The sequence below is a fragment of the Bulleidia sp. zg-1013 genome, from assembly GCF_019798045.1.
In the GTDB taxonomy this organism is placed as follows: domain Bacteria; phylum Bacillota_I; class Bacilli_A; order Erysipelotrichales; family Erysipelotrichaceae; genus Bulleidia.
Window position 1 is genome coordinate 115,040 of sequence record NZ_JAGXEX010000001.1, and the last position, 24,040, is coordinate 139,079.

The window sequence follows — 24,040 nt, forward strand, 5'->3', positions numbered from 1 at the left end:
TTACTATTTTAGTCTATATTTAAAAAGTTGTAAAAGAAAATCAATCACCTTTATGCTCAACCATCTTCTTTTCACTTTCCTCTAAGTTATTGCTAAATAAATCTTCAATACGCCCTTCTTTTGCGACTTTCTTTTCAAAAAAAGGAATCGCATCGGCTATGTATTTTTTACGGTCAATCTTTACAAACTGTTCTTGCAAGGTCTTTTTATCCACCTGTAAACTTTGTGAAATCTGCACCATCGTCCTTACAATGGCAGCCATTTCAACCTTTTCACAAATACTTGTACCAATAAAAGCCGGGCTTTCATAAATCAAATAATACTTTTGATTTTCAAGCTTTTCATAAGAAACCAAATACATTTGTTTGTCCTGATGAACATCTATATATTCCCCTTTAAACTGCGGCTTCTTCAAGAATGGTTCTTTATAATCAAATAACACTGTTGAAAGATTAAAGGTCATTTGAAACTTTGTACCCTGATAATCCAGAACATAACTGTCCCCATTGCTTTCAAAACGTCCTATTGAACTTGGTATATAAAAGTGGTAGCTCTTTTGGAATACGTTACTGTTGGAACTTGTTAAAACCGGTATTTTTTGTTGCCGATGAATGTTTGAAGAACAGCCAAGCAAAACACAGGTCAGTAAAAATAAGAGTAGCTTTTTCATACTCTTATTCTAACTTATTTTTCTGCACAATACAGTGATAAATCGGCTGTCCTAAATCCATAAAACGTTGTTCGTATTCTGTAATCGCATCTTCTGGATGTTGATTTCTTCGATAGTCTACCGATACTTCTTTTAAAAGAAAGCCAGATTCATTGAAATACACCAAGCTGTCCTCAAATAAACCTTTATTATCCGTTTTCATAATGATTTCACCATCATCTTCCAAGATAACTTGGTAACGTTCTAAGAATTTTTGTGAGCTTAATCTTCTTTTATGTGTGTATTTTTTAGGCCAAGGATCCGAAAAATTTAAGTGTAAACTATGAATTTCCTTTGCTTCAAACCAATTTAGTACTTGATCCGCATCGCCTAGCACAAAAACTTTATTATTAAAAGAATTTGGATTTTCTTCATAACTATAACGAGCAGCCATCGCAATCGCCGCCACTTCTTTTTCAATTCCTACCCAAGCATCATTGGGGTATAAAGTTGCCATTTGATTTAAATAGGCGCCTTTTCCTGATCCTATTTCTAAATGTAGTTTTTGACTATGTAGTTTTTCTTTCCATTTTCCCTTTAAAGGGCTAGGATCTTGAAAAATTAAATCACCATGTTCTTCAATCCAAGGCATTGCCCATTTTTTTGTTCGCATTCTTGCCATAAATTCCCTCTTGATAAAAGAGAAGGTTAAACCTTCTCTTCTTCTTTCTTCTTTCTAAAGACGCGTGTTTCACCTTCTGATTTTTGTGATTTAAATGGCTTACGTTGTGGCTCAACATAACCATCTGGTTTTTCTAAAAGTTCCTTCGCTGAAACCTTCACTTTGCCAGCATCGTCTACTTGAATGACCTTGACTTGAATATGATCACCAACATGCACTTTATCTTTGATATTTTCAACCCGTTCCCAAGCTAATTGTGATACATGCAATAAAGCATCCACATTACCAAATAAGTTCACAAATGCAAAGCTTTCACGAACATCTGTAACCGTTGCTTCATAAACTTCACCAACTTTCGCTTCCTTGATTAAGTTTTCAATCATTTCTTTCGCTTTATTAATCATTTCACGGTTCATGTGGTAAATGACGCAAGATCCATCATCTTCAATATCAATCTTAACATCGTTACAAGTTGCGATAATCTTATCAATCATTTCGCCACCTTTACCAATAACGATACGAATCTTATCCTCAGGAATGATTAGACGATCCATCTTAGGCGCCCACTTCGATACATCCGCTCTTGGCTCACTAATACACGCTTCCATGTTGTCCAATATCTGCATACGACCTTTATAAGCTTGGGCTAAAGCTTCTCTTAAAATATCTTGTGAAATACCGGTTACTTTAATATCCATTTGTAATGCCGTGATTCCATCACGCGTACCAGCTACCTTAAAATCCATATCACCATAATGGTCTTCCATGCCTTGAATATCGGTTAATACTGAATACGTATCACCTACGGTGATAAGTCCCATCGCAACCCCGGCTACCATGGCTTTAATTGGTACACCAGCAGCCATTAAAGACATCGTACCCGCACAAATCGAAGCTTGTGAGGAAGAACCATTGGATTCCAATACCTCGGCTGATGTACGAATCGCATAAGGAAATTCTTCTTCGCTTGGTAAAACTTGAGCTAAGGCTCTTTCCCCTAAAGCACCATGACCAATTTCACGACGCCCCGGAGAACCCATACGACCAACTTCCCCAACTGAGAAGGGTGGGAAATTATATTGGTGCATAAATCTCTTTTCTTCTTCAATACCTAAATCATCCATCATTTGTGCATCACTTAAAGGTCCTAAAGTTGTAACCGAAAGAACTTGTGTTTCCCCACGGGTAAATAAAGCTGAACCATGGACTCTAGGCAATAAATCCACCTGACTGTCTAAAGGACGTAATTCATCTAAGGCACGACCATCAGGGCGCACTTTATCTTCGGAAATCAAGCGACGAACTTCATTAGCTTCAATCTCCACGCCATATTCATGGGCTTGTTTCATTGCTTTATTCTTATCCATCTCTGTTTCATAATCCCATTCAGAAACGGCTTGAACCATTTCTTCAATTAAGGAATCAATCGTTGAATAGCGTTCTAATTTTCCTTTGATTGAAACAGCTTCTTGAATATGCTTAGCACCATGTTCATCTATATAAGCTTTAATCTTTTGATCAATCTCATATAGAGTTACTTCCATCTTTTCCTTTGCACAAGCTGCGATAACTTCTTCTTGAATTTCACAAAGAATCTTAATTGCATCATGACCTGCTTGTAGGGCTGCTAACATTGTTTCTTCTGAAACTTCCTTTGCTCCTGCTTCAACCATATTGATGGCTTGTTTTGTACCGGCAACGGTTAGATGTAAATCCCCTTTCGCATTTTCTTCCATGCTTGGATTGATTAAAAATTCACCATTAACACGAACCACTTGCACACCTGCCACCGGTCCATTAAAAGGAATATCAGATACACATAAAGCTAAAGAAGAACCAAATAAGGATGCCATTTCACTACTTGCATCTGGATCATTGGATAAAACAGTATTAACAACTTGTACTTCATTACGGAAACCTTCCGCAAATAAAGGACGAATGGGACGGTCAATCAAACGTGCTGTTAAGGTCGCATGTTCACTTGGACGTCCTTCCCTTCTTAAGAAACCACCTGGTATCTTACCTGCCGCATACATTTTTTCTTGATATAAAACCGTTAGCGGAAAGAAATCTGTATCTTTCGCTTGCGAACTAGCGGTTGCGGTGGAAAGAATTGTCGTGTCATTATATCGAACAATGACAGCTCCACCAGCTTGTTTTGCGATTTCACCATTTTCTACGGTAATTGTCTTTCCAAAAAAAGACCAACTTTTCTTAAACTTTTCCATCTTTTCTCCACTTTTCAATTATAGTAATAGTACCACAAACCATAGCTGTTTTTTCATTCTTTCCATAAAAAATGTGTGCCGAAGCACACATTCTCTTATAAACTCTCTTTCCAAAGACCATGTAAATTGCAATACTCGTATACCGCTACCGGTTTTTCTTCACTATCAAATTCAACTTCCGGATTAGCACCAACGCCCAAATGAAATACTCTAAATCCATTCACAAATTCAACAACAATAGATTCAATCAAATGTTCCTCAGTCATAACGTGAGCTACTTCACCAACCTGAACTTTGTAGTGATTCCCATTCACTGTAACAACAGGCTGGTGTTTTTCAACTGCTCCCGATTGGCTGGCGGTGGTTAGTTCTACCATTCCGGCTGGGCAAGCACTTGCTTCAGAATTTAATTGAACCATCACCTTTCCACAATTTTCACATTTGTAAAACTTTAAATTTGACATACTTTTCCTCCTCTTTTCGTTTGTCCTTTGATACGATTGCACCAATTCTTCTTTTGCTTGGTGACTTAATCGTTTGATGTGCCATTCCCTGGACATTGCGTCTTGTTTGCTGGACAGTATTTCGCAATACACAATTCTTTTTGGTGGATGGCTTCGAGTGTATTTTGCACCTTTTCCTAAACAATGGGAAGTAAAACGCTTCTCAATATCCCTTGTCCATCCGGTATAAAAGCTACCATCCTCACATTCTAAGATATAAACATAATTCATTCTAAACTCTTTAAACTTTCTACCATATCAATACGATGAATATATTTACGCATCCATCTGGTTACCGCAAGACCAAACAAAGCGGTCCATAAGAACGCATACACAAAGCTTAACCAATGAATTTGAATTGGAAAGGTAATATTTTCTACCTGTATGGTTGTCATAATAGCTCGATGCAATAAGATACCAATTGGTAAACCAACCAATGAAGCCAGTGCAGTTAATAAAATATTTTCTTGGAAGACATAACGTTCTATCTCCCGCTTTCTAAAACCCAGTACTTTTAAGGTAGCAATTTCTCTTATTCTTTCAGAAATATTTAAACTAATTAGATTTTGTAAGACCACAAACGCCAGTAACATCGACGATGCAATCAACACCCAAACTATCGCATCCAATCCTAAAATCATTTGGTTAAAGTTTTCAATTTGCGGACGAAAGAATTCAATCTTTTTTACATCCATTCTTTGCAAGAGCTTCTTCTCCAAATCCGCTACTGAAACATTCTTTTTCACTTTCACAAAGGCACTATTTTCAACTACTTTTTCGTGGAAAATCTTTTCATAAGTAGCTGGATTCATCCAAATACCATGTTGCACATAATAAACCACAATCTTACGAATGGGTACTTCAAACTTTTTCCCAACCGCATTTTCAATAGTAACAACATCCCCTTCACGAGCTCCAAGCTGTTGAGCTACTTTTTCACTGATAATCAAGCCATCTTCTTGAAAAGATATTTTCTGCCTATGCAAATCTTCTAATTGATACAGTGTTTCTAAGTGTAATCCTGAATAAAGACTAGCACTTTTTTCTTTTCCTTTATAACTAATACTTGTATTAAAAGACAAACCTTCTTTTACGTATGCAATATCCGAATCTTTTTCTAAGTCTAACTTTAAAGTATTTACGTCATCCTTGGCCTCAACCACACCATCATAATGAAGAATTTTTTTGAATTGAAGATTCACTAAAGAAGTAATGGAATCACGAATACCAAAACCCATCACCATTAAAGCAGAACAGCCGGCAATACCAATAATGGACATAAAGAAGCGTTTCTTATAGCGAATGAGATTACGAAAGGTAACTTTATGTAAGAAACTAAGGCGTTTCCACAAACATGGAATTCTTTCTAATAAGATAGTTTTACCAATTTTTGGCGCTTTTGGTCGCATCAATGAGGCCGGCATTTCTTTCGTATCACGCTGTACCGCAAACCAAGTAGTTCCATACATCACCACAAAGAAACCGACAACGGTCCGAGTGATAAATAACCATGAAATTTCCATTTGTATCTTTGGAAGAATAAACATCATTTTCCAAGCTTCATAGATGATAAATGGGAAACTGGCCATACCAATTAAAACGCCCAAGATTAAGCCCAATCCGGTTGCCGATAATGAATAACAAGCATATTTTTGGAATAAACGTTTACGCTGATAGCCTAAAGCACGGAAAGTTCCTAATTCACTACGGTCTTCTTCCACTAGACGTGTCATAGTGGTTAAACACACTAGCATTGCTATAAGAATGAAAAACACCGGAAAAATACGCGCAATAGCTTTCATTTGGTCAACCGTATTTCTAAAAGTAATGGAAGCGTAATGACGGCAACGATCCACATAGATCCATTCTCCATCTTCCAAACGATTGATTTCTTTTTTGGCATCCACTAATTTATACTTCGCTTCTTTTAATTTTCTTTCTCCATCGACTAATTTTTCTTGGCTTTCTTTCCGGACTTCTTGGTATTTCTTCTTAGCTGATTGTAATTTCACATGCCCATCCTTCCACTGTACCTCTTTTTGCCGGAGGGTCTTTTTAGCTTGATTTAATTTCTTTCGAGCCAAATTGAATTGACTAGTGCCTTTTATTTTCTCTGCTTGGATGGTTTTAAAAGCTTGTTCTAACGTCTGTAAGCCGGTTTGTATTTTTTGGCTACCCTCTTTAATTTGTTCTAAACCAGACTCGATTTGTTTTAAGCCTTGTTCGATTTGACTTAATTTCTGCTTTAAATCCGCCTTTTTTTCACTAACTTTATTCCCGTTTAAAAACTTTAATTCATTTAAAATACGTTGCTTTTGTTGTAAAAGTTGTGCCAAATAAGCCTTTAAAGATGCCACATTTTGTTGAGTATCAAAACCATATTGGTCACTATGAATAGTCGGAATCGTCGCTACAATTGTTTCATCCGGATAGCTGGACCAAATAGCTTGTTCACTGGAAATAAGATGAATCAATTGTTCTAAGCCTTCCAATTGATTTAGGATTGGTTTTACTTGTTCTACTTGTCCTTTTTGTTTAATTAGCTCTTCATTTTGTTTGAGCAATGTTTCTTTTTGTTTGCATAAAGATTGAAGTTGTTTGCTTGAAAAAAATTTTTTAGCTTGAAGCTTTTGATAGGAAATTTGAATTTTTTCTTTCGTTTCTTTTTCCTTCTGTTTCAATGTCTCTTCTTGTTTTATTAAGTCATGTTTGGCATTATCCAATTGAACTTTGCCTTGATTAATCTCTTTTTCACTCTTCTCTAACTTTTCTTTCGCTTCATTAAGTTTTTGATTGACGGCTTGTTTCTTATCCTTGAATTTCATTTTTTCTTTTTGATAAGTATCTAAACCGGATTGATAGTCTTTTAAAGCACTCTCTTTAACACGGTTTCCTTCCTCTTTACCTAATTTCATTAGTTTTGGTTTTAAAGTTTCTTGAATTTTATCCAATTGGTTTTGGTAATCCTTAGAGAATTCATTCGTATCAAAATTCCCTTTAAAAATCAAATTTACTTCGCGATAACGGTCACTCTTAAACCCGTCTTCTTGTAGATAAAGATAAGTGGAGATTTCTTGATTTTGTAAAGTAGAATTTTCTTTCATTTGATTGAGGTATAAAGGTGTTTTCACCAAACCAACTACTTTGAATTGTTTCACCTTGAGAATAGTATCTTTCTTTTCAAGTCTTAAAGCATCCCCTAGTTTAAAACCGGGCATAATACTAGAACCCTTTTCAGCAAGTACCTCCTGATTATTTTCTGGCATACGACCTTCGACTAGTTCAAATTGATTGATACTCTTTTTAGGATTGTAGGAATGAATACGGGTAATTCTTGTTTCATGATTACTTAGTACTTGGGCATCCTCGAAATAAGAAGCTTCACTTTGCTTGATTTCTGCCTGTTTCGCTATTTTATCGACATCTTCTTGTTCAAAGCCATAATTCGAATAAATGGTCGCTTGTTTTAGCTTGTATCTTTGATTATAAGAAGAAACAGAATGTGCCATAATTCCTGCCGAAGAAGAAACTCCCACGAAAAAAGCCACCCCTATCGCCACAATCGCAACGAGGTTGATGTAGCGCCCTTTTGTTTTGAGAATTAAGCGACCTAATGATTTCCAAAAGGTTTTGGCTTTTACCATTCAATTTCCTCCACCGCTAATGGATGTTTATTTTCTGTATAAGATTGAATTAAACCATCTTTCACACGAATGACGACATCCGCCATTGGACAAATAGCTTGATTATGAGTAATGATAATCACTGTTTTATGAAATTGTCGGGACATGTCTTGAAGCAATTGAAGAATTTGTTTACCTGTTTTATCATCTAAGGCTCCCGTTGGTTCATCGCATAACAATAAATCGGGATTTTTAACAATCGCTCTGGCAATCGCAACACGTTGTTGTTCACCACCAGATAATTGAGCAGGAAAATGGGCTTTGCGATCTTTTAAACCAACCAAATCTAAGATTTCTTCCGGCTTTAAAGGATGATTGGATATTTCCGAAGCTAATTCAATGTTTTCTAAAGCGGTTAAATTTCCCACCAGATTATAAAACTGGAAAACAAAACCAACTTGTAAACGACGATAATTGGTTAAATCTTTTTCATTCATCTTGTGAATGGCTTGTCCACGAATATACACTTCCCCTGATGTGACGTAATCCATACCACCTAAAATATTCAATATGGTTGACTTACCAGCACCGCTATTACCAACAATAGCGGCCACTTGTCCTTCATCAATTGAGAAGTCAACACCAGCCAAGGCTGGTATCTGAACTTCACCCATAGTATAAGTTTTTTTAACCCCTTTTAACTCAATCATCTTCATACTCTCATTATAGGCTATTCATGAGCACAAAAAAACCGTAAAACACTTGTTTACGGTCCTTTACATTACTTTCTTAAACCTAACGCCTTAACTAAATCGCGGTAACGATTAATATCCTTCTTCTTTAAGTATTCCAACATATTCTTACGACGACCAACCATCTTCAATAGACCACGGTTTGAAGAATAGTCCTTCTTATTCACTTTCATGTGTTCTGTTAAAGAGTTGATTTGGTTTGTCAGCAAAGCCACTTGAACTTCAACAGAACCTGTATCGCCTTCTTTATGTCCGAATTCTTTTGTGATTTCAGCAATCTTTTCTTTGGATAACATTGTATGTTCCTCTTTCTTTCTTTTCCTTCTAAACCGAGTTTATCGTTGAGGAATCAGTAAACCCAGTCCAAAAGCTCATTCATAATAGCTTAAAGACTAAAGAAAATCAACTAATATTGACTGCAAAACAGGAAATCCTTGCTTGGTACAATGAATAAAAGCCTCTTCCATGATAAGATTACCATTATCGACATGTTTTTTAACAGCTTCCTTATAATACTCTAGTAGATTTTCCTTATAACAATCTTGCCAATGACGTAGATGAATTCCTTTTCTTAAACGCAAGCCCATCATAATTGATTCAAACATTTCATCTTCCTTGGATAAAGGAATACTTTTTTTGGCTAATGGATTTTTTAGATACGCTTTCAAGCTCCTTGGTTTATCATAGCGTTCATGATTTTCTTTTCCACTTGCTCCACAAGATAAGCCGATAAAATCTTCATATCGCCAATAGACTTGATTGTGTTTTGAGGGAAAGCCTTTCTTCGCGAAGCTCGCAATTTCATATTGTTCGTAGCCTTTGCTTGGTAAATAAGCGCATAGCCATTCATACATATCCGCTTCTAATTCTGCCTCAGCCGGTTTCAAACCTTTTCGAGCAAAAACTGTATTTGGCTCAATCGTCAAGGAGTAAAGAGATAAATGTGTCGGTTTTAAAGCAAGCGCGTCTTGAACGGATTGTTGCAACAATTCCATACTTTGATTTGGTAAAGAATACATTAAATCCAAAGAGAAATTCGTTATCCCAACTTCTTTTAGAAAAGCAATCGTTTCTTGCACTTTTGCATAATTGTGTTTTCGTCCCATCAATTTTAATAAAACTTCATTGGAGCTTTGAAAACCAATTGAAGCCCGATTCACTCCATGCTTAGCACATATTTTAGCTTTTTCTAAAGTCATCACTTCAGGGTTGATTTCAATCGTGTATTCTTCAACCCCTTGGCAATAGGGATCCAATAAAGTTAATAACTTTTTTAATTCCTCTTCCCTTAGACTAACCGGTGTTCCCCCACCTAGATAAAGCGTCTTTAAATCTTTAGGAATTGTCCTTGAAGCTATTTCTGTTTGTAGGGCTTCTAACCATTGATTAACGAGAGAAGATTGGTAACCAACATGAGCAAAATCACAATAAGCACAGATATGCGCACAAAACGGCACATGAATATATAGAGCTTTACTTGTCATCATCCATGGATAAGACAGCCATAAAAGCTTCTTGTGGTATTTCAACTGATCCCACTGCCTTCATTCTCTTTTTCCCTTCTTTTTGTTTCTCAAGAAGTTTCTTCTTACGAGAAATATCCCCACCATAACATTTCGCCAAGACATTCTTACGTAAGGCCTTAATATTAGTTCGAGCAATGACTTTCCCACCTATTGCTGCTTGAATTGGTATTTCAAATTGTTGTTGAGGAAGTAATTTCTTTAATTTGATTGCAATCGCATTTCCACGATTAAAGGCTGAATGACGATGAACAATCACCGATAAAGCATCCACAGCTTCATGATTTAATAAAATATCCATTTTCACTAAGTCTTCCGCACGATAACCAATGATTTCATAATCCAAAGAAGCGTAGCCTTTTGAACAAGATTTTAAACGATCAAAGAAATCGAAGATAATTTCTGATAGTGGTAATTCGTAATGAATTTCATTTCTACCGGTATCAATGATTTCCATGGTTTTATAAATACCTCGTTTATTTTGGCATAGTTCCATGACCACCCCAATATAAGTATCTGGAACCATAATCTTCGCTAAAACATAGGGTTCTTCAATGCGACTAATCCTAGATGGTTCAGGCATATGGGCTGGATTATCCACCACTACCATGGTGCCATCGGTTTGATAAACCTGATAAATAACCGAGGGAGAAGTCACAATTAAATCCAAATTGTATTCTCTTTCTAAGCGTTCTTGGACAACATCCATGTGAAGTAATCCTAAGAAACCACAACGGAAACCAAAACCTAACGCTTGAGAAGTTTCCGGCTCATACCGAAGTGAAGCATCATTGAGTTGTAATTTATCTAAAGCATCTTGTAAGTCACCATAGCGATCCGCATCGCTTGGATAAAGTCCACAATACACCATTGGATTCATCACTCGATAACCACTTAAAGCCATTTCAGCCGGTTGATTAATATGCGTAATCGTATCCCCCACATGAACATGTTGAATCGATTTAATAGAAGCTGTAATCCAACCGACATCACCACATTCCAACTTGTTGACCTTTACTTCTCTTGGGGTACGGATACCACATTCTAAGACTTCATATTCCGCCCCGGTTGCCATAAAGCGAATTTTATCGCCCACTTTAATTGACCCCTCTCGCACGCGAACTAAGGGGATAACACCTCGATAGGCATCATAGAAAGAATCAAACACTAGAGCTTGTAGTGGTTTATTCTTTTCTCCTTTGGGACTTGGAATATGTTCAACAATTTGTTCTAAAACTTGGTCAACATTCAAACCGGAACGTGCTGAAATTAAAGGAGCATTAGAACAATCTAAACCAATGATATCTTCAATTTCTTTCTTTGTTTTATCAGGGTCAGCGTTATTCATATCAACTTTATTGATGACAGGAAGAATCTCTAAATCATTATCTAAAGCTAGATAAGTGTTTGCCAGGGTTTGGGCTTGAACACCTTGAGTGCTATCCACAACCAAAACAGCCCCTTCACAAGCCGCTAGGGAGCGAGATACTTCATAACTAAAATCAACATGACCCGGGGTATCAATTAAGTTAAAGATATAATCTTCCCCATTTTTAGCTTCATATTTCAATTGGACAGCGTTTAGCTTAATGGTGATGCCTCTTTCTCTTTCCAACTCCATATCATCTAGTAGCCGGGATTTCATATCTCTTTGGGAAACGGTATCCGTCATTTCTAAGATACGATCAGCTAAAGTACTTTTCCCATGATCAATATGGGCAATAATACAAAAATTTCGAATTTTATTTTGATCCATATAACTCCTATTCAAAACAATGACCAATTAAAGAACGACCAAAACCATTCATAAATGATTTTGCGTCCATTGTTTTCTTTCCTTCCGGTTGTAATTCATAGACAACAAGATAGCCTCCTTGGCAAGCTATCTTTAGCCCTTTTCCTTCTAAGCCAACGACTTCACCGATTGTTTTTGTATGTTCACAAACTTCTTTTCGACAAGTGATAAATTTAATGCGTTTACCATCAATTAAGCCATAGGCAATTGGCCAATCGTATAAGGCACGGATGTGATTATACAGTTGATGAATGGCTTCTGTTTGAAAGTGAACCATCTCTTCTTCTTTCGTTAGATTAAGACCTAAGCTGACTTTATCTTCCTCTTGAACAATAGCTTTTAATTTTCCTTCAAAATACAAAGGTAAGTCTTCACGAATGATAACTTTTGCGATAGAAATTAAGCGTTGGTTTAATTCATAGAATCGTTCATCTTCGCCTACTTCAATCACACGTTGGGCATAAATATCCCCTGCATCCATTTTCTTAACCATCTTCATTAAGGAAACAGCCGTTTCTTTTTCCCCATTCATAATAGCGTGGTGAATTGGTGCTCCCCCACGATATTTTGGTAGTTGGGATGGATGGATATTTAAGCAACTGTATTTTGGATAATCGAGGATAGCCTGGGGAATAAATTGTCCATAAGCACAGGTTAAAATAAAATCAGGTTGATAGGATAGAACTTCTTCTACTGCCTCTTTTAATTTTTCGGGTTGTAAACAGGGGATATTATGTTCTAAAGCAAACTGATGCGTTGGGGTTGGTGTTAAAACTTTTTTACGACCAAGAAAATGATCGGGCTGGGAAACAATGGCTACAATATTATATTTTTCTTGATAGAGCGTTTCTAACATTTCTTTTGCGAATTCAGGTGTACCAAAAAATAGGATATTCATTAACAATCTCCCTTCTCAATGGCTCTATTCTATCATAGTTTTTAGGAGATAAATATTTGCAATTTAGTTATGCTTTTGGTATTATAGAACAGCTTATAAAGACAGGAGGTGTCATCGTGGCAAATATCAAATCGCAAAAGAAACGTGCTTTAACCAACCTTAAAAAACAACATGCTTTAGCTGGTGAAAAGACAGAATTAAAGACAGCTATTAAGAAAGTTTTAGTGGCTGTTGAAGCTAAGGATAAAGCAACAGCAACTGAAGCTTATAACATGGCGAATAAGTCTTTGGACAAAGCTCTTGTTTCTCATATTAAGAAGAAGAACTATGTTGCTCGTCAAAAGTCTCGTTTAGCTAAATTAGTTAATAGTCTTTAATTAGGAAAGCGATTCATCGCTTTTTTTATTTTTTCTCTGTTCAAAAATAAAATAATAAAAAATCCAGCTGCACCATCGCAGCTAGACTTCTTTATTTTTATGCTTTGTTATTTTACCGGCTCCCGTTAAGATACTGTACATGATGCTTGTGGAAATATATCATATCGACAGTTTCCCCCAAAAAAATTACACGGCGAGTTCAAATAAAAGTTTGCTGAAATCGTTGGTTTAGACCAACTGCACATCGTGTGCTATTAGACTTCAATGTGAAGTCTTTTTTTATGTTCTTTTATTTATTGATACTCATCTGTGTATTTTATGATAAACACTGATTAAATAAAAGAAGGGAAAGTTGAAAACAACTCCCCCTATCTTAATTATTTATTTCTTTTCAAGAATAGCGGCTTGTGCGGCGGCTAAACGAGCAATTGGGACACGATATGGTGAACAAGACACATAGGTTAAGCCAACTTTTTGGAAGAACTTAATGCTTGCCGGGTCACCACCATGTTCTCCACAAACACCTAAGTGAATATCCGGGCGAGTCGAACGACCTTTATCACAAGCCATTTGGATTAATTGACCAACACCCGTTTGATCCACGTGGGCAAATGGATCAAAGTCATAGACATGCTTATCGTAGTAATCATTCAAGAACTTACCGGCATCATCTCTTGAGAAACCAAAGGTCATCTGTGTTAAGTCATTCGTTCCAAAAGAGAAGAATTCCGCTGTTTTAGCTAATTGATCGGCTGTTAGAGCGGCACGAGGAATTTCAATCATTGTACCAACCTTATACTCTTGACTAACACCAGCTTCTTTAATCACTTCATCAAATGTACTACGAATAATATTCGCAACATAATCTAATTCCTTCTTTTCACCAACCAAAGGAATCATGACTTCCGGAACCAAATGGTATTCCGGATGACGTTTATTCACTGCTAAGGTAGCTTTCATAATAGCACGTGCCTGCATGCGACCAATTTCCGGATAAGTCACATCCAAACGACAACCACGGTGACCCATCATTGGATTAAATTCATGCAAGTTTGCGGAAGCCATAACAATTTCATCCACGGTAACGCCCAAGTCTTTAGCAACCTGTTCCGCTTCTTGTGCTGTCTTAGGCAAGAATTCATGAAGAGGTGGATCCAATAGACGAATCGTTACACTTCTTCCTTCCATAGCTTCGTAAATACCTTCAAAGTCAGCCTGTTGCATAGGTTCTAATAAAGCCAACGCTTTTTCTCTTTGTTCGTTATTAGTTGAAATACATAGTTCACGAATCGCATTAATTCTTTCTTGTGAGTTAAAGAACATATGTTCCGTACGAACTAAACCAACACCTTCAGCACCAAATTCAAGGGCTTTACGAGCATCTTCTGGCGTATCCGCATTGGTACGAACCTTCATTGTACGAGTTTCATCTGCCCAAGTCATAAATGTCTTAAAGTCACCTGAAATTGTTGCAGGAACGGTTTCAATACGACCACGATATACATTACCTGTAGAGCCATCCAATGAGATAACATCCCCTGTCTTATAAGTTTCACCACCAACAATGAAGGTTTCAGCTTCTTCATTAACTTGAATAGAACCGGCACCCGATACACAACAAGTACCCATACCACGAGCTACTACCGCAGCATGTGATGTCATACCACCACGTACCGTTAAAATCCCTTGTGATACATGCATGCCTTCAATATCTTCCGGGCTTGTTTCCAAACGAACCAAGATAACCTTACGACCTAAAGAAGCCTTATTCTTCGCATCTTCAGCCGTGAAAACCACTTCACCGCAAGCGGCTCCGGGAGAAGCCGCTAAGCCTTTCGCAATAATATCTCCAGACTTAGCCTGCAAAGTCTTTTGATCGAATTGAGGATGTAATAAATCATCCAATTGCTTTGGCTCAACCATTAGAAGTGCTTGCTCTTTTGTTACAAGACCTTCTGTTTCCATATCCACAGCCACCTTTAAAGCCGCCGCGGCTGTGCGCTTTGCGTTACGTGTTTGTAACATAAATAACTTACCATGTTCAATTGTAAATTCCATATCTTGCATATCATGGTAATGTTTCTCTAAACGACCGCAAATTTCAATGAAATCATTATAAGCATTCGGAATTGTCTTCGCCAATTCTTCGATTGGTTGAGGAGTACGAATACCAGCAACTACATCTTCTCCTTGGGCATTCATTAAAAATTCACCAAATAGCTTCTTTTCGCCGGTTGCCGGGTTTCTAGTAAAGGCAACCCCGGTACCACAATCGTTACCCATATTACCAAACACCATTTCCATCACATTGACAGCCGTACCCCAACTAGATGGAATATCATTCATACGACGATAATAAATCGCACGTTCATTATTCCAAGAACGGAAAACCGCTTCGACCGATCTTTCTAATTGAACATGCGGATTTTGAGGGAAGGTTTCATGTAAGTTTTCTTCATAGAAAACCTTGAAACGAGTTGTTAATTCCTTCATATCTTCGCCCGTTAAATCAATATCCAATTCAACACCGCGTTCTTCTTTCACTTCATCAATGATTTTTTCAAACTTCGACTTATCTAAGCCCATCACCACATCCGAGAACATTTGAATAAAACGACGATAAGAATCGTAAGCAAAACGTGTATTGCCTGATTTTTCTTCAATGACCTTCACCACTTCATCGTTAATCCCTAAATTTAAGATTGTATCCATCATCCCCGGCATTGAAGCACGAGCACCTGAACGAACCGAAACTAAAAGTGGATTTTCTTTGCTTCCTAATTTCTTACCCGTAACTTCTTCTAACCAAACAACGTTTCTCTTAATTTCATCTAAGATGGATTCATTAATTCTCTTCCCATCTTCATAATAAGCTGTACAAGCTTCTGTGGTAACCGTAAATCCTTCCGGCACCGGCATACCAAGGTTTCTCATTTCTGCTAGGTTAGCACCTTTGCCCCCTAACAAAGCACGCATGGAACCATTTCCTTCTTGGAATTGGTAGACGTATTTTTGATTTGTCATACAAGACCTCCAACTAACTAATAGAAATTTTATTATAACCGCTTACAATTCGCAATATTTAAACTTGAACTATCTTCATATTTACCAAAAAAACACCGGTTTCTTCCTAAAAGAGAGAATCACTCTCGCCTTACGCAACACTATTTTTCAACTCTTGTAAACGGGCTAAAACCACTTCGTATTGTTTTAAATACGTTTCCTGTTTTTGTTGCTCTATTTCTACCTTTTTCTTTGGTGCTTTTTGAACAAAGTTTGGATTCGATAACATAGCTTTACTACGCTTGATTTCCGCTTCTAAGCGTATCTTTTCCTTTTCTAGCTTCTCTCTTTCTTCTTTTGGATCACTTAATTCCTTCATTGCTAAAACCAATCTGCCTTCACGAAGGGTTTCAATGGATTGTTCATCATCAATTTCATCCACCCATTCACACTTTGTCATCGTTTGAATCATCGTCACAAAAGCAGCATTCTTTTCAACCTTTTTCCCGTCCAAATCCTTTAAACAGAAATGAAGAACTGTGCTTGGTTTCAAATCATGAATTGACTTCACTTCTCTTAAACGAGAAATTGTACTTAACACTCTTTCCATCGCTTCCATATCAAATTCAGGTACTGAAAGTACGACTGGCCAAGTTTCTAATTGAATGGATTCTAAATGCTTGGGAAGATTTAAATAAAGTTCTTCTGTCACAAATGGCATGTATGGGTGTAATAAACAAACAATCGCCTTTAACACATAAGCCAAAGTAGCTTCCGTCGCTAACTTAACCGCCTTATCTTCACTTCTTAAATTCGCCTTCGCTAATTCCAAATACCAGGAACAGAAATCACTCCAAACAAAACCATAAAGTTCATTACCGGCTAAACCAAATTCATATTTGTCCATATTCATGGTCACTTGTTCAATCGTCTTATTTAGCTTTGTTAAAATCCAAGTGTCAATAGAACTCAAAATCTTATTTTGTAAGCTTAAATCCTGACCTTCTTCTAAATTCATTAAAACAAAACGGGACGCATTCCAAATCTTATTGATAAAATTCCAAGCCGCTTCAACTTTTTCTGGAATATAACGCAAATCTTGTCCGGGGGTGGAATTCGTAGTTAAGAAATACCGAAGAGAATCAACACCATATTGATCAATAACTTCCATTGGATCAATTCCATTTCCTAAAGACTTCGACATCTTACGACCTTTGGCATCACGGATTAAACCATGTAACACAACATCTTTAAATGGTACTTGACCAGTGAAATGACGAGCTTGGAAAGCCATACGCGCTACCCAGAAGAAAATAATGTCATAACCAGTTCCCATCATACTAGTTGGATAATAGCGCTTAAAATCCTCTGTTTCTTCCGGCCAACCTAATGTGCCAAATGGCCACAAAGCACTTGAAAACCATGTGTCTAAGACATCTTCATCCTGAATCCAATTTTCAATGTCACTAGGTGCTTCTTCATTAACATAAAGTTCACCGGTTTCTTTATGATACCAAGCTGGAATACGATGTCCCCACCATAATTGACGTGAAATACACCAGTCCTCAATATTTTCCAACCAAGCATTAAAGGTCTTTTCAAAACGCGCTGGGTAGAAAGCCATCTTTTTTTCTCCATTAGCTTGTGTATCCAATACATCTTTAGCCAATGGTTTCATCTTGACAAACCACTGTTCACTCAAATAAGGTTCCACCACCGCATTGGTTCTTTCTGAATGACCGACCGCATGCACAAATTCCTCAATCTTGACCAAGTGACCGGTCTTTTCAATATCCGCTACCAACTGTTCCCGACATTCATAGCGATCCATACCAGCGTATTTACCTGCTTTTTCATTCATGGTTCCATCTGGATTCATGACTAAAATAGATTCTAAATGATGACGCTTACCAATCTCAAAGTCATTCGGATCATGAGCCGGTGTGCATTTCATTGCCCCCGTTCCAAATTCAATATCCACATATTCATCACCAATCACCGTAATAACATCTTGGTTAGCTGGATTGATACACTTTTTACCAATTAAATGTTGGTAGCGCTCATCCTTTGGATTCACCACCACACAAACATCACCAAACATGGTTTCCGGTCGTGTCGTTGCTACGGTGAAGCTTTCCTCACTATCAACCACATCATAAGAGAAATAATACATCTTCCCTATATCATCTTGGTAAACGACTTCGATATTACTTAGCGCTGTTTTCGCTTCTGGATCCCAGTTGATAATGCGCTTACCACGGTAAATCAAGCCTTCGTTATAAAGCTGTACAAAAACACGACGAACAGCCATATTTAAGCCTTCATCCATGGTAAATCTTTCTCTTGTATAATCTAAAGATAAGCCTAATTTAGCCCATTGGTCACGAATGGTAGCGGCGTATTCTTCCTTCCAAGCCCAGGCATATTCTAGGAATTTCTCACGACCGATATCATAGCGACTAACACCTTGGTTCTTTAAACGAGCATCTACTTTTGCTTGGGTTGCAATACCGGCATGATCCATACCCGGCAGATATAAAACATCATAGCCTTGCATACGTTTATAACGAGCAATCATATCTTGAATGGTATTATCAAAAGCATGACCAATGTGTAAAATACCTGTCACATTTGGGGGTGGAATAACAATCACAAAAGGATCTTTACTCTTATCTCCGGCCGTAAAATAACCTTTTTCCAACCATTGATTGTAACGACCATCTTCTACTTGATGATGATTGTATTTTGTATTTAATTGATTTTTCATACTTAGTCCTTTCCAAAATAAAAACGTCCTTTGCACAAAGGACGTCAAAAACAAACGTGGTACCACCTTATTTACTTCTTTTCTTCGATAACGGATTGCACCGATTTTTCTTACTAAGAGTTCAGAAAAATAGCTCAAGGACGACGACGCAAAGACTTGTGTCTTTTTCCAGCAATCAAAGACTCTCTATAACAAGCACCTTTCCTTATTTCCTATCACAGCCTTAAAAGTATTATAAGTAACTTTTGTTATGAATTCAATCATCTTTGGTTTAAATCATAGTTTAGCCTATAGCGTTACAACAGATGTGAGACCAAATAAAAGAAAAACAGAGAGATATCCTATATAATTTAATTAACCAAAAATTTAAAAGAAGGAAGGATACTCTCTATGAATACAATTACACCAAAAGCCCAAAGATATTTACCACATACTTTAGATACAAGATATCATGCCGCTAAAACTTATAGAAATGGATATTCCCTGTTCTTTATTTAGAGTATTAAGAAAGCTTGGATATTTTAAAGGTATGGCTACTAATTATTTTGGATATCAGCCCGAAATCATATAAATAGATAACGGATTTGAATTTACTCATTTTAAGGAATGATAATGAAAGATTTTATAAATGTTTATCTTTCTATAGTTACGATAATCTAAAACTTCAAATAAAAAGATATTTGTATAAATCTAATAGGCTTCCAATGCAGACTTTAAATTGGCTTAGTCCTATTGAAAAGCGAAATCTATGATTGGAGACTAGCCTCCAATCATAGATTAACATATGGGATATTTTTTTGTTTTTGGTATCACATCATTTACAAATGTACATATATAGCACATCTTTTTATTGATATCTTTTTGATTGTACACTATACATTTGGTAATATTTTCCTTTTTTATTTATCAGTTCTTGATGTTTTCCACTTTCAACAATTTTCCCATTTTCCATCACGAAAATCTTATCTAAATTTTTTATTGCCGATAGTCTATGAGCTATAATAATTGTCGTTGTTGAGATATTTTCTATCAGACTAATCATTTTTTCTTCTTTTATTGGATCCAATGCCGAGCTTGGTTCATCAAGTAAAAGAAGACCATAATTCTTCTTTAAAACTCTAGCTAATGCTAATATTTGCTTATTTCCCTCTGATAATACAATGCCATCTTCTTCAAATTCTTTAGTCAATATTTTTTCTGTTCTTTCTTTAAAGCAGAAAAAATCTAATAGTTGATTTACATTATTTTCTTCATCTCCATTTATATCTATATAGTCTTTAATACTTATTGCGTATATCATCGGTTTTTGTGATACATATCCGATAGACTTTCTAATTGTTTGAGTAGAATATTCTTTTATATTTTTATTGTTTATATATACATATCCAGCATTTAAATCATATAGTCGTAATAAAAGTTTGATTAATGTTGACTTTCCTGCGCCATTATCTCCTACTATCGCTACCTTTTCACCTTTATTCACTTCAAACTTATCAATATTAACTTTAAAATCACTTCCCGGATATTTAAAACTGATTTTCTCCATTTGAACTTCTATACTGCCTTCTATTAATTGATATCCTTCATTATTATTTTCAATGCTTGAGTCGTATTCAAAAAAGTTCTTTACTTGTTGTGCATAGCTAATTTCTTGAGAAATTTTTGCACTCCACCACCCAAATTCATTTAATGTAGATTTTAACGCATCTGATGATATTAATAATGTTGAAAAAATTGAAATATTAAACAGTTCTTTATTTATAATATTCTGAGCTATATATAGAGGAATTATAAAATTTATTCCAATTTTTGAAATTACAATAAGAGAATCTATTCCAAAAACGCTTTTTGCATATTTTTTATGTATTTTAATAGTATTTTTATATCCATCATTAAATATGCTTTCTAATTTACTATATATTCTGGATATTTTTATATCTTCAACTACTTCAGGATCAAAAAATAACCTTCTAATATAATCAATCTTTCTTCTGTGACGTACTCCATCAATATTTTTCTTTGCGGAAACTTTACTCCATACTATTTGTGCTGATGTGGCAAATAATGAAAATAGAATTACCAAAAAAATAATATAGGTTCCTTTTAAGGTTATGACAGCACCAAATAAAAATATTCTTATTATGCTACTTATACATTTAAATACATTTTCAAAGGCTTCTACAGATTTTTTAGAAAACTCTTCAGTGGTTAATTTATATGCATCTAAATAATTGGGATTATTAAAATTAGATTGATCTATTTGTAATACATTATTAAAGATATCTCTTTCAATTTTTTCAATAACCGCATTACTTTTCCAATCAAAATAAAAATCATGAATTCCTCTATTACATAAACTTAATGTTAACGATAATAATGCATATTTTATTGCTATTATAAATATTTCCATAAAAGTACTTTCAGTTTCTAAAGCTGCTAATACTTTTTCTGGAATTATGACTGCAAAATATTCTGATAAAGGCAAACAAATACATGTTCCAAAAAAACATAAAATAATTAATTTTTTTGCATACTTATACCAAGGATTTATCAGAATATTAAATAATTTAATTTTTTCTTTTAAATTCATCTTGATAAATATCCTTTTAGATTAGCAATTAGGTGCTTTCTTGCAATTTTTTCACATACATTATTCGTATAAATATTATCTTCAATCCCTTTTTTAAAACAACCATTTGTTTCCTCCTTTCTTGCCTAAAGAACTATTAATTTAAGTGTAACAAAAATTTCCCGAATTTCAATAACGAATTGAACATTATCACCTGTGTAGCGTTACAACAGATGTGAGACCAAATAAAAGAAAAACAGAGAGATATCCTATATAATTTAATTAACCAAAAATTTAAAAGAAGGAAGGATACTCTCTATGAATACAATTACACCAAAAGCCCAAAGATATTTACCACATACTTTAGATACAAGATATCATGCCGCTAAAACTTATAGAAATGGATATTCCCTGTTCTTTATTTAGAGTATTAAGAAAGCTTGGATATTTTAAAGGTATGGCTACTAATTATTTTGGATATCAGCCCGAAATCATATAAATAGATAACGGATTTGAATTTACTCATTTTAAGGAATGATAATGAAAGATTTTATAAATGTTTATCTTTCTATAGTTACGATAATCTAAAACTTCAAATAAAAAGATATTTGTATAAATCTAATAGGCTTCCAATGCAGACTTTAAATTGGCTTAGTCCTATTGAAAAGCGAAATCTATGATTGGAGGCTAGTCTCCAATCATAGATTAACATATATGGGATATTTTTTTTCGTTTTTGGTATCACATCATTTACAAATGTACATTTTGGTTTAAATCATAGTTTAGCCAGTTTTTAATCATTGGAATTCTTAAAATTCTCGGACAAAGATAAGCACTTAATATTAACCCAAAAACAGCTAAGAAAAGATTAAGCCATGGGCCAAAAGAAATAAACAATTCAAGAAACCAAATCAATAATGCAAATAGTGAGAAGGCAAGCACAAAGCTAAAGAAACTCGCAAATAAATAGCGTAGTTTCATCGACAACAAATACCACTTTTCTTCTTTTTTACTCATAAATCAAACAAGCTCCCTTGTTGACGAATATGTAAATGTTTATAAGCTTTTTCGGTAACCATACGACCTCTGGAAGTTCGATTTACAAAACCAATTTGAATTAAATAAGGTTCATACACATCTTCAAGAGTGGTGGTTTCCTCACTAATAGCATTAGCCAAGGCGTCTAAACCAACAGGACCACCATGGAAACGTTCGATAATGCCCTTTAAATAACGAATATCCACTTCATCTAAGCCCAAATCATCCACATGAAGGCGTTGTAAAGCATCCCTAGCGACTTCATAACTTAAATAGCCATGATTTAAGACTTGAGCAAAATCACGAATTCTTCTTAAAAGACGATTTGCAATACGAGGAGTTCCCCGTGAGCGTTTTGCGATTTCGATAACCGCTTGATCTTCAATTGAGGTATCCAACACTCTAGCTGTACGCGCCACAATCTTAGCTAATTGGTCCTGGCTGTAATATTCCAGCTTAGAAGTAATACCAAAACGGTCACGCAATGGTGAACTTAAATCTCCTGCCCGTGTGGTTGCTCCAACCAATGTGAACGGTGGTAAATCCAAGCGTAAACTGCGGGCTGAACCACTATCTCCACCAATCGTTACATCCAATACAAAATCTTCCATAGCGGGATAAAGGACTTCTTCCACCACTTTTGGTAAACGATGTATTTCATCAATAAATAAGACATCCCCCGGCTTTAAAACCGATAGAATAGAAGCCAAATCACCCGCCTTTGCAATACTAGGACCACTAGTCACTTTAATTTTAGAATGCATTTCATTGGCTAAGATATGAGCCAAGGTTGTTTTACCCAAACCTGGTGGACCATACAAAAGCACATGATCTAAAGATTCTTCTCTTTCCAAGGCGGCTTGAATATAGATTCGTAAATTTTCTTTTAAGCGATCTTGACCAATGTAATCATTAAGGCTGGTTGGACGAAGACTTTCTTCTTCCTGCTCCATAGCCAAACGCTCTGCTGTTACTAAGCGATCTTCCATCCTTTTCCCCTTCTAATGCGACGCAAAGAACTTCAATCCAAAACGAATGTATTCTTCCGTTGTCATGGATGCTTGTTCTAACATCTTATTCCCTACCAAATTTAAATCTCCACCTTTATAACCAAAATTCTTTAACGCTTCTAAAGCCTCTTGAATTTCTAATGGATAATTCATAGCTTTGGTGGAAGCAGTATCAACTGCTATTAATTTTCCTTGTAAATCAAGCACAATCTGACTAGCACTCTTAGCGCCAATGCCGGGTAGCTTCTTAAGTGCCGCAACATCACCCTTTGAAATGGCGGCGGTGATTAAATCATAGCCTGACTTTTGTAATAAAGTCATTGCCGTCTTTGGTCCTAGTCCCTTCACCGATATTAAGTTTAAAAATAATGATTTTTCTTCAGCTGTCGAAAAGCCATACAAACGCATATCATTTTCCGAAACAGACATGTATGTAAAAACCTGAACTTCTTCCCCCTGATGAACTTCTAAGCAATGTGGATAATAGATTAACCATCCTATCCCTTGACGATTGATGACAATATAATCATCACCTATTTCCGTAATCACACCCTGTATAAAAGCAATCATGTCACACCTCACAAGCTCGTATCTATCATACCACAAAAAGAAAATAGCACTGT

Annotated in this window: 17 protein-coding genes, 2 pseudogenes and 1 other annotated feature; of the genes and pseudogenes, 3 read left to right on the forward strand and 16 right to left on the reverse strand. The window is 35.9% G+C overall.

The genetic code is table 11. The features are described from left to right. Positions 1-40 precede the first annotated feature (40 nt). The 10 genes from K7I92_RS00555 to fmt form a co-directional block, all read right to left on the reverse strand. A complete protein-coding gene (locus K7I92_RS00555) occupies positions 41-670 on the reverse strand; it encodes a hypothetical protein (RefSeq protein ID WP_220281639.1) in 630 nt (209 codons plus the stop codon). A 4-nt stretch (positions 671-674) separates the two neighbouring features. After that, positions 675-1,331 carry a tRNA (guanosine(46)-N7)-methyltransferase TrmB gene (trmB, locus tag K7I92_RS00560; RefSeq protein ID WP_220281640.1) on the reverse strand — a complete coding sequence of 219 codons (657 nt, stop codon included), beginning with the start codon at positions 1,329-1,331 and terminating at the stop codon, positions 675-677. 26 nt (positions 1,332-1,357) lie between these two features. Beyond that, positions 1,358-3,559 carry a polyribonucleotide nucleotidyltransferase gene (gene pnp, locus K7I92_RS00565; RefSeq protein WP_220281641.1) on the reverse strand — a complete coding sequence of 734 codons (2,202 nt, stop codon included), beginning with the start codon at positions 3,557-3,559 and terminating at the stop codon, positions 1,358-1,360. A gap of 95 nt (positions 3,560-3,654) precedes the next feature. Continuing rightward, positions 3,655-4,293: a GIY-YIG nuclease family protein gene (locus K7I92_RS07405; RefSeq protein WP_220281642.1), complete on the reverse strand. Its 639-nt coding sequence runs from the start codon at positions 4,291-4,293 to the stop codon at positions 3,655-3,657. After that, positions 4,290-7,706 (reverse strand): FtsX-like permease family protein, encoded by a 3,417-nt coding sequence (locus tag K7I92_RS00580; RefSeq protein ID WP_220281643.1) that lies wholly within the window; start codon positions 7,704-7,706, stop codon positions 4,290-4,292. Before K7I92_RS00580 ends, K7I92_RS07405 begins: the two co-directional genes overlap by 4 nt. Beyond that, positions 7,700-8,401, reverse strand: coding sequence for an ABC transporter ATP-binding protein (locus K7I92_RS00585; RefSeq protein WP_220281644.1), 702 nt, complete (start codon positions 8,399-8,401; stop codon positions 7,700-7,702). Before K7I92_RS00585 ends, K7I92_RS00580 begins: the two co-directional genes overlap by 7 nt. A 65-nt stretch (positions 8,402-8,466) precedes the next feature. Then, the gene (rpsO, locus tag K7I92_RS00590; RefSeq protein WP_203245601.1) at positions 8,467-8,733 is read right to left on the reverse strand and encodes a 30S ribosomal protein S15; all 267 of its coding nucleotides are present in this window, start codon (positions 8,731-8,733) and stop codon (positions 8,467-8,469) included. A gap of 96 nt (positions 8,734-8,829) precedes the next feature. Next, positions 8,830-9,924 carry a radical SAM family heme chaperone HemW gene (gene hemW / locus K7I92_RS00595; RefSeq protein WP_220281645.1) on the reverse strand — a complete coding sequence of 365 codons (1,095 nt, stop codon included), beginning with the start codon at positions 9,922-9,924 and terminating at the stop codon, positions 8,830-8,832. Further along, a complete protein-coding gene (gene lepA / locus K7I92_RS00600; RefSeq protein ID WP_203245600.1) occupies positions 9,911-11,716 on the reverse strand; it encodes a translation elongation factor 4 in 1,806 nt (601 codons plus the stop codon). The genes hemW and lepA overlap by 14 nt, the downstream gene beginning before the upstream one ends. 7 nt (positions 11,717-11,723) lie before the next feature. After that, positions 11,724-12,653, reverse strand: coding sequence for a methionyl-tRNA formyltransferase (gene fmt, locus K7I92_RS00605; protein WP_203245599.1), 930 nt, complete (start codon positions 12,651-12,653; stop codon positions 11,724-11,726). A gap of 116 nt (positions 12,654-12,769) precedes the next feature. On the opposite strand from fmt, the gene rpsT reads away from it, so the two are divergent. Next, positions 12,770-13,030, forward strand: a complete 261-nt coding sequence (rpsT, locus tag K7I92_RS00610; protein WP_203245598.1) for a 30S ribosomal protein S20 — start codon at positions 12,770-12,772, stop codon at positions 13,028-13,030. Positions 13,031-13,411: 381 nt separating this feature from the next. Here the strand turns inward: rpsT and ppdK are convergent, their stop codons facing one another. After that, the gene (gene ppdK / locus K7I92_RS00615; RefSeq protein WP_220281646.1) at positions 13,412-16,054 is read right to left on the reverse strand and encodes a pyruvate, phosphate dikinase; all 2,643 of its coding nucleotides are present in this window, start codon (positions 16,052-16,054) and stop codon (positions 13,412-13,414) included. Positions 16,055-16,184: 130 nt separating this feature from the next. Next, positions 16,185-18,800 carry a valine--tRNA ligase gene (locus K7I92_RS00620; protein WP_220281647.1) on the reverse strand — a complete coding sequence of 872 codons (2,616 nt, stop codon included), beginning with the start codon at positions 18,798-18,800 and terminating at the stop codon, positions 16,185-16,187. Positions 18,801-18,834: 34 nt separating this feature from the next. After that, positions 18,835-19,028, reverse strand: a binding site (T-box leader). 292 nt (positions 19,029-19,320) lie between these two features. Between K7I92_RS00620 and K7I92_RS07410 the strand changes: the two are divergent. After that, a pseudogene (locus K7I92_RS07410) lies at positions 19,321-19,552 on the forward strand (IS481 family transposase); the annotation flags it as partial. 95 nt (positions 19,553-19,647) lie between these two features. Here K7I92_RS07410 and K7I92_RS00625 read toward each other — a convergent pair. Beyond that, the gene (locus K7I92_RS00625; RefSeq protein WP_220281648.1) at positions 19,648-21,390 is read right to left on the reverse strand and encodes an ABC transporter ATP-binding protein; all 1,743 of its coding nucleotides are present in this window, start codon (positions 21,388-21,390) and stop codon (positions 19,648-19,650) included. Between the two features lie 427 nt (positions 21,391-21,817). On the opposite strand from K7I92_RS00625, the pseudogene K7I92_RS07415 reads away from it, so the two are divergent. Continuing rightward, a pseudogene (locus K7I92_RS07415) lies at positions 21,818-22,049 on the forward strand (IS481 family transposase); the annotation flags it as partial. 70 nt (positions 22,050-22,119) lie between these two features. Here K7I92_RS07415 and K7I92_RS00630 read toward each other — a convergent pair. From K7I92_RS00630 to ruvA, 3 genes are read right to left on the reverse strand one after another with little or no spacing between them, the layout of a single operon-like run. Then, entirely contained in the window at positions 22,120-22,386 is a 267-nt protein-coding gene (locus K7I92_RS00630) for a hypothetical protein (RefSeq protein WP_220281649.1), read from the reverse strand. Next, positions 22,383-23,396, reverse strand: a complete 1,014-nt coding sequence (gene ruvB / locus K7I92_RS00635) for a Holliday junction branch migration DNA helicase RuvB (protein ID WP_220281650.1) — start codon at positions 23,394-23,396, stop codon at positions 22,383-22,385. Before ruvB ends, K7I92_RS00630 begins: the two co-directional genes overlap by 4 nt. 12 nt (positions 23,397-23,408) lie before the next feature. Further along, positions 23,409-23,987: a Holliday junction branch migration protein RuvA gene (ruvA, locus tag K7I92_RS00640; RefSeq protein ID WP_203245591.1), complete on the reverse strand. Its 579-nt coding sequence runs from the start codon at positions 23,985-23,987 to the stop codon at positions 23,409-23,411. Positions 23,988-24,040 lie beyond the last annotated feature (53 nt).

Coding starts and splice junctions, on each gene's coding strand:
- ppdK (WP_220281646.1), bottom strand. CDS start 16,054: ATGACAAATCAAAAATACGTCTACCAATTCCAAGAAGGAAATGGTTCC.
- K7I92_RS00630 (WP_220281649.1), bottom strand. CDS start 22,386: ATGAGTAAAAAAGAAGAAAAGTGGTATTTGTTGTCGATGAAACTACGC.
- rpsO (WP_203245601.1), bottom strand. CDS start 8,733: ATGTTATCCAAAGAAAAGATTGCTGAAATCACAAAAGAATTCGGACAT.
- K7I92_RS00555 (WP_220281639.1), bottom strand. CDS start 670: ATGAAAAAGCTACTCTTATTTTTACTGACCTGTGTTTTGCTTGGCTGT.
- K7I92_RS00585 (WP_220281644.1), bottom strand. CDS start 8,401: ATGAAGATGATTGAGTTAAAAGGGGTTAAAAAAACTTATACTATGGGT.
- K7I92_RS07405 (WP_220281642.1), bottom strand. CDS start 4,293: ATGAATTATGTTTATATCTTAGAATGTGAGGATGGTAGCTTTTATACC.
- hemW (WP_220281645.1), bottom strand. CDS start 9,924: ATGATGACAAGTAAAGCTCTATATATTCATGTGCCGTTTTGTGCGCAT.
- K7I92_RS00625 (WP_220281648.1), bottom strand. CDS start 21,390: ATGAATTTAAAAGAAAAAATTAAATTATTTAATATTCTGATAAATCCT.
- lepA (WP_203245600.1), bottom strand. CDS start 11,716: ATGGATCAAAATAAAATTCGAAATTTTTGTATTATTGCCCATATTGAT.
- ruvB (WP_220281650.1), bottom strand. CDS start 23,396: ATGGAAGATCGCTTAGTAACAGCAGAGCGTTTGGCTATGGAGCAGGAA.
- K7I92_RS00620 (WP_220281647.1), bottom strand. CDS start 18,800: ATGAAAAATCAATTAAATACAAAATACAATCATCATCAAGTAGAAGAT.
- fmt (WP_203245599.1), bottom strand. CDS start 12,653: ATGAATATCCTATTTTTTGGTACACCTGAATTCGCAAAAGAAATGTTA.
- ruvA (WP_203245591.1), bottom strand. CDS start 23,987: ATGATTGCTTTTATACAGGGTGTGATTACGGAAATAGGTGATGATTAT.
- K7I92_RS00580 (WP_220281643.1), bottom strand. CDS start 7,706: ATGGTAAAAGCCAAAACCTTTTGGAAATCATTAGGTCGCTTAATTCTC.
- trmB (WP_220281640.1), bottom strand. CDS start 1,331: ATGGCAAGAATGCGAACAAAAAAATGGGCAATGCCTTGGATTGAAGAA.
- pnp (WP_220281641.1), bottom strand. CDS start 3,559: ATGGAAAAGTTTAAGAAAAGTTGGTCTTTTTTTGGAAAGACAATTACC.